7 protein-coding genes are annotated in these 3,421 nt (G+C 65.5%); 6 read left to right on the forward strand and 1 reads right to left on the reverse strand.

The genetic code is table 11. The annotated features are described in order from the left end of the window. Window positions 1-343 precede the first annotated feature (343 nt). Genes ACESNG_RS23335 through ACESNG_RS23345 form a run of 3 tightly spaced genes read left to right on the forward strand, consistent with a single transcriptional unit; the run spans window position 344 to window position 1,622 of the window. Complete coding sequence (locus tag ACESNG_RS23335; RefSeq protein WP_373071101.1) at window positions 344-685, forward strand: hypothetical protein; 342 nt, start codon at window positions 344-346, stop codon at window positions 683-685. Further along, entirely contained in the window at window positions 682-1,017 is a 336-nt protein-coding gene (locus tag ACESNG_RS23340) for a hypothetical protein (RefSeq protein ID WP_373071103.1), read from the forward strand. Before ACESNG_RS23335 ends, ACESNG_RS23340 begins: the two co-directional genes overlap by 4 nt. Then, the gene (locus tag ACESNG_RS23345; RefSeq protein WP_373071105.1) at window positions 1,014-1,622 is read left to right on the forward strand and encodes an HNH endonuclease signature motif containing protein; all 609 of its coding nucleotides are present in this window, start codon (window positions 1,014-1,016) and stop codon (window positions 1,620-1,622) included. The genes ACESNG_RS23340 and ACESNG_RS23345 overlap by 4 nt, the downstream gene beginning before the upstream one ends. Before the next feature lie 140 nt (window positions 1,623-1,762). Here ACESNG_RS23345 and ACESNG_RS23350 read toward each other — a convergent pair whose 3' ends face one another. Beyond that, window positions 1,763-1,957 carry a hypothetical protein gene (locus tag ACESNG_RS23350; protein WP_373071107.1) on the reverse strand — a complete coding sequence of 65 codons (195 nt, stop codon included), beginning with the start codon at window positions 1,955-1,957 and terminating at the stop codon, window positions 1,763-1,765. Window positions 1,958-2,052: 95 nt separating this feature from the next. On the opposite strand from ACESNG_RS23350, the gene ACESNG_RS23355 reads away from it, so the two are divergent. The 3 genes from ACESNG_RS23355 to ACESNG_RS23365 all read left to right on the forward strand — a co-directional run. Continuing rightward, window positions 2,053-2,733 (forward strand): recombinase family protein, encoded by a 681-nt coding sequence (locus ACESNG_RS23355; RefSeq protein ID WP_373071109.1) that lies wholly within the window; start codon window positions 2,053-2,055, stop codon window positions 2,731-2,733. Window positions 2,734-2,828: 95 nt separating this feature from the next. Further along, window positions 2,829-2,963, forward strand: a complete 135-nt coding sequence (locus ACESNG_RS23360; RefSeq protein WP_373071111.1) for a hypothetical protein — start codon at window positions 2,829-2,831, stop codon at window positions 2,961-2,963. Between the two features lie 165 nt (window positions 2,964-3,128). Then, on the forward strand, window positions 3,129-3,421 hold a 293-nt coding region (locus tag ACESNG_RS23365), incomplete at its 3' end, for a type I restriction-modification system subunit M N-terminal domain-containing protein (RefSeq protein ID WP_373071113.1).

Below are 3,421 nucleotides of genomic sequence, written 5' to 3' on the forward strand. Positions count from 1 at the left end.
CGGAACCTGGCCCTGCGAGCCCCGCGCCCTACCCCTCCTCCATCATGAAACTCACGATCTCCGTGCTCGACACCTTCGGTCCGGTCCCGGCCCTGCTCCGCGGGTGACCTACACCGGCCACATCACCTACCCCATCGACGCCCCCAGCTACCCCGCCCAGGCCCACTTCGGAGGGTCTGGGAGATCCAGACAATCTGAACCTGGACCGACACCAATGACCGTTGTGGCGTTCAATCCACCACCTACATTTGCCAACCGAGCGCAAGAGACGTAGGGGATACCACCACCCCAACGGACTGCACGGCACCCGCTGAGTGGCCCCTCCCAGAATCAGGAGAGCATCATGAACGAGAAGCAGGAGAGCACAGTGCCGATGAAGGTCGCCATCATCGGGGGCCTCGCAATCCTCGTGTTAGCCGTGGCCCTGGTCGTTGTGGGAGTCGTCAGCATCAACGGCCGAAACGCAGACAACGCAGAACCCAGGCCCTCGCCGTCGACAACATCGGCCACTTCGGCGGCTTGCCAGGTTATGCAGCGTGAACTGAGCAGCTACGTGGCCCGCTACGAGCAGCACAACATCGACCAGGCACGAGGCCTCAAGTCCGAAGGCATCGACGCCTTGACCTACCACCCCATCCAGTTGGCCGAGAGGACTAAGGCAGTGAAGGACGCAGGCTGCTCATGAGCAACGCACGACCGATGACGCCAGCAGAGATGCCCAGCGAGACCCAGCCCAACCCACCCGAACTGATCGAGTTCGAGCGGAACATCCCAGCCATCCGCATGTTCGACGCCCCCATCGAGATGCAGGATGGCTCCTGGCAGGTCTACGGGCCCTACGGGGACACCATGGGGATGACCGTGAGCGCGCTCCGAGGCGGGCCGTACCCCACGGTGAACCTGGCCATCGCTGCGGCCGAGAAGCGCAACGCCAAAGCGCTGGCGCTAGCGAGTGGCCCGATCCTCGGCCCCCCATCCCCCAAATGGGTGCCCGAGCGCCTGCGGGAGTCCCTGTGACCTACCCCAAAGAGCGTGAGGATGCTCGGCTGCTCGACTTCATCTACGTCGACCCCGAGCACCCGCAGGGCTGCTGGACCTGGAGGGGAAGCCTCAACAGCCAGGGCTACGGGTCGTACACCTGGAAACTCACCTTCAACAGAACCAAGCACAAGGGTGCCCACGTCGCCGTCTACGAGCACTTCGTCGGGCCAGTCCCCGAGGGGCTCGTCCTCGACCACATCTGCCACGACCCCAAGATCTGCCGACTCGGCCCCAAGTGCCCCCACCGAGGGTGTGTCAACCCCGAGCACCTCAACCCCACCACCCGACAGATCAACTCCTCTTCCGAACGCAGTGCCGCTGGCAGAAGAGAGCAAACCCACTGTCTCCGAGGCCATCCCTTCGATGAGGAGAACACCTACATCACTCCCAAGGGTCGAAGCTGCAAGGCCTGCAAGAGGGCGAGAGAAGCTGCCATCGCAGAGAAGGTCGAGGAGATCAGGCAGGCCAGAGAGATCGAGAAAGCCGCGAACCCTGACCGGTGGTTGGTCGATCTCAGGAGAACCTCCGGGGATGTGCGACCGACTCATTTGACCATTCCTGGCCCCCTGAAAGATTCGTAGAAAGATTCCTCCAAGACTTTGTTGGTAATGCAAGTATCCCATTCAGCCCCACCTACCGACCAGAAACCCCGGCCGGTCGACGGTGACCGGGTCGGTTGGTGAGTCGACGAGGGGTTGAGAAGCCGCGACGCTTCGCCCCCTCAAGCCACCGAAGAGGACGCCACCAGGCAGATCAGGATCCCGGCCGCGACCTCCGCTTCGCCTTTGATCACCGTGTTGCGACTCATGCCCGAAGCGACCGCCACCGCGGACTTTCCGCCCCGACCCAACATTTCCGAGGTCGCCCCAGCGACTACCCGCCACTGCACCTCGTTCACATGCGGTGCGTTGGTCAACAGGGCGGAATGTACTCCGTAAGGAGACGTCGTCGTGAGGAAGCTTAGGGCTTGCCGTCTGTACATGATTGGTCCGTATCGTGTACACTCTGACCATGACAGAAAGGACAAATCCCCGAGTCATCGCCTACCGCCGGGTGAGCACCGACGAACAGAGCGCCTCGGGCGCCGGGCTCGACGCCCAGGCCGCCCGCATCGCCGCCCTCGTCGGCGCGAAGGGGTGGACGCTCACGAGCACGCTCACCGACGAGGCCGTGAGCGGAGGTGTCGCACCTGACGCCCGCCCGGCTCTGAGCGAGGCCCTGAGCACTCTCGACGCCGGCCACGCCGACGTGCTCATCGTTGCCAAACTCGACCGCCTCACCCGCTCCGTCTCCGCCCTCGGGCCGCTCCTCGACCGGGCCGAGCGCCACGGGTGGCGCCTCGTGATCCTTGACGCGGACGTAGACACGACGACCGCCGGGGGTCGCTTGGTGGCGAACGTGCTGGGCAGTGTCGCGGAGTGGGAACGGGCGATCATCCGCGAACGCACCCGCGACGCCCTCGCCGCCCGCAAGGCCGCCGGGATGCGCCTAGGCCGCCCGGTGGAGATGCCCGCCGAGGTTCGGGCCCGGGTCGCCCACCTGGCCGGCTCCGGGCTCTCTCTGCGGGCCGTCGCCGCCCAACTGACCCCCGAGGGGGTACCCACCACCCGCGGCGGGGCTTGGCACGCCTCGACCGTTCGGGCCGTTGTTCGTTCCCTCGCTCTCGACGCCGAGGCCGTGGCCGCCGCCTGAGCCCCGCCGGCGAGGCGGACGGCCTCGTCGACCCCCACATCGCCGACGCGAGGGCGGCGGTTGCGGAACTGGCTCGCCGGATCGAGTCCAATGACGTGGCCAGCGACGTGAGCGGAGGTGGCTCGGTGTTCAGCTTGATCGGCGCAGCGGTGCTCCGGTCCGGCCTGTCAGCCGATCTCTCTCTCCTCAGCACCGAATGCCTCGTCGTCAAGGCACCGATGCTCGACTGACCGAGCGCATCCCAGCGGGGCCTTCTCGCGCACCGGCTTCCACCGTGGCGTACACCTCACCCGCGTCAGGTGTGCGCCACCGAGAATCTCAGGCCCCTGTCGTACCTTGCGCATAGCTTGTCGCGGAGGCGCAGGCCCGGCTGCGTCCTTGTTCCCGAAGGAACCATGAGCGACTCGACAATCAACAACCACGCCGCCTTCATCTGGTCGGTCGCTGACCTGCTCCGAGGCGACTACAAGCAGAGTGAGTACGGCAAGGTCATCCTGCCCCTCACGGTGCTCCGCCGCTTGGACTGCGTCCTCGAACCGACGAAGCTCGCGGTTCTGGCCAAGCATGCCCACGTAGCCGGGAAACTCGCGAACGTCGATCCGATCCTCTGTCAGGCATCGGGCCAGCAGTTCTTCAACACGTCGAAGCTCGACTTCCCCAAGCTGCTCGACGATCCGAACAACCTCGC

The organism is Gemmatimonas sp. (genome assembly GCF_041689975.1).
GTDB lineage: Bacteria > Gemmatimonadota > Gemmatimonadetes > Gemmatimonadales > Gemmatimonadaceae > Gemmatimonas.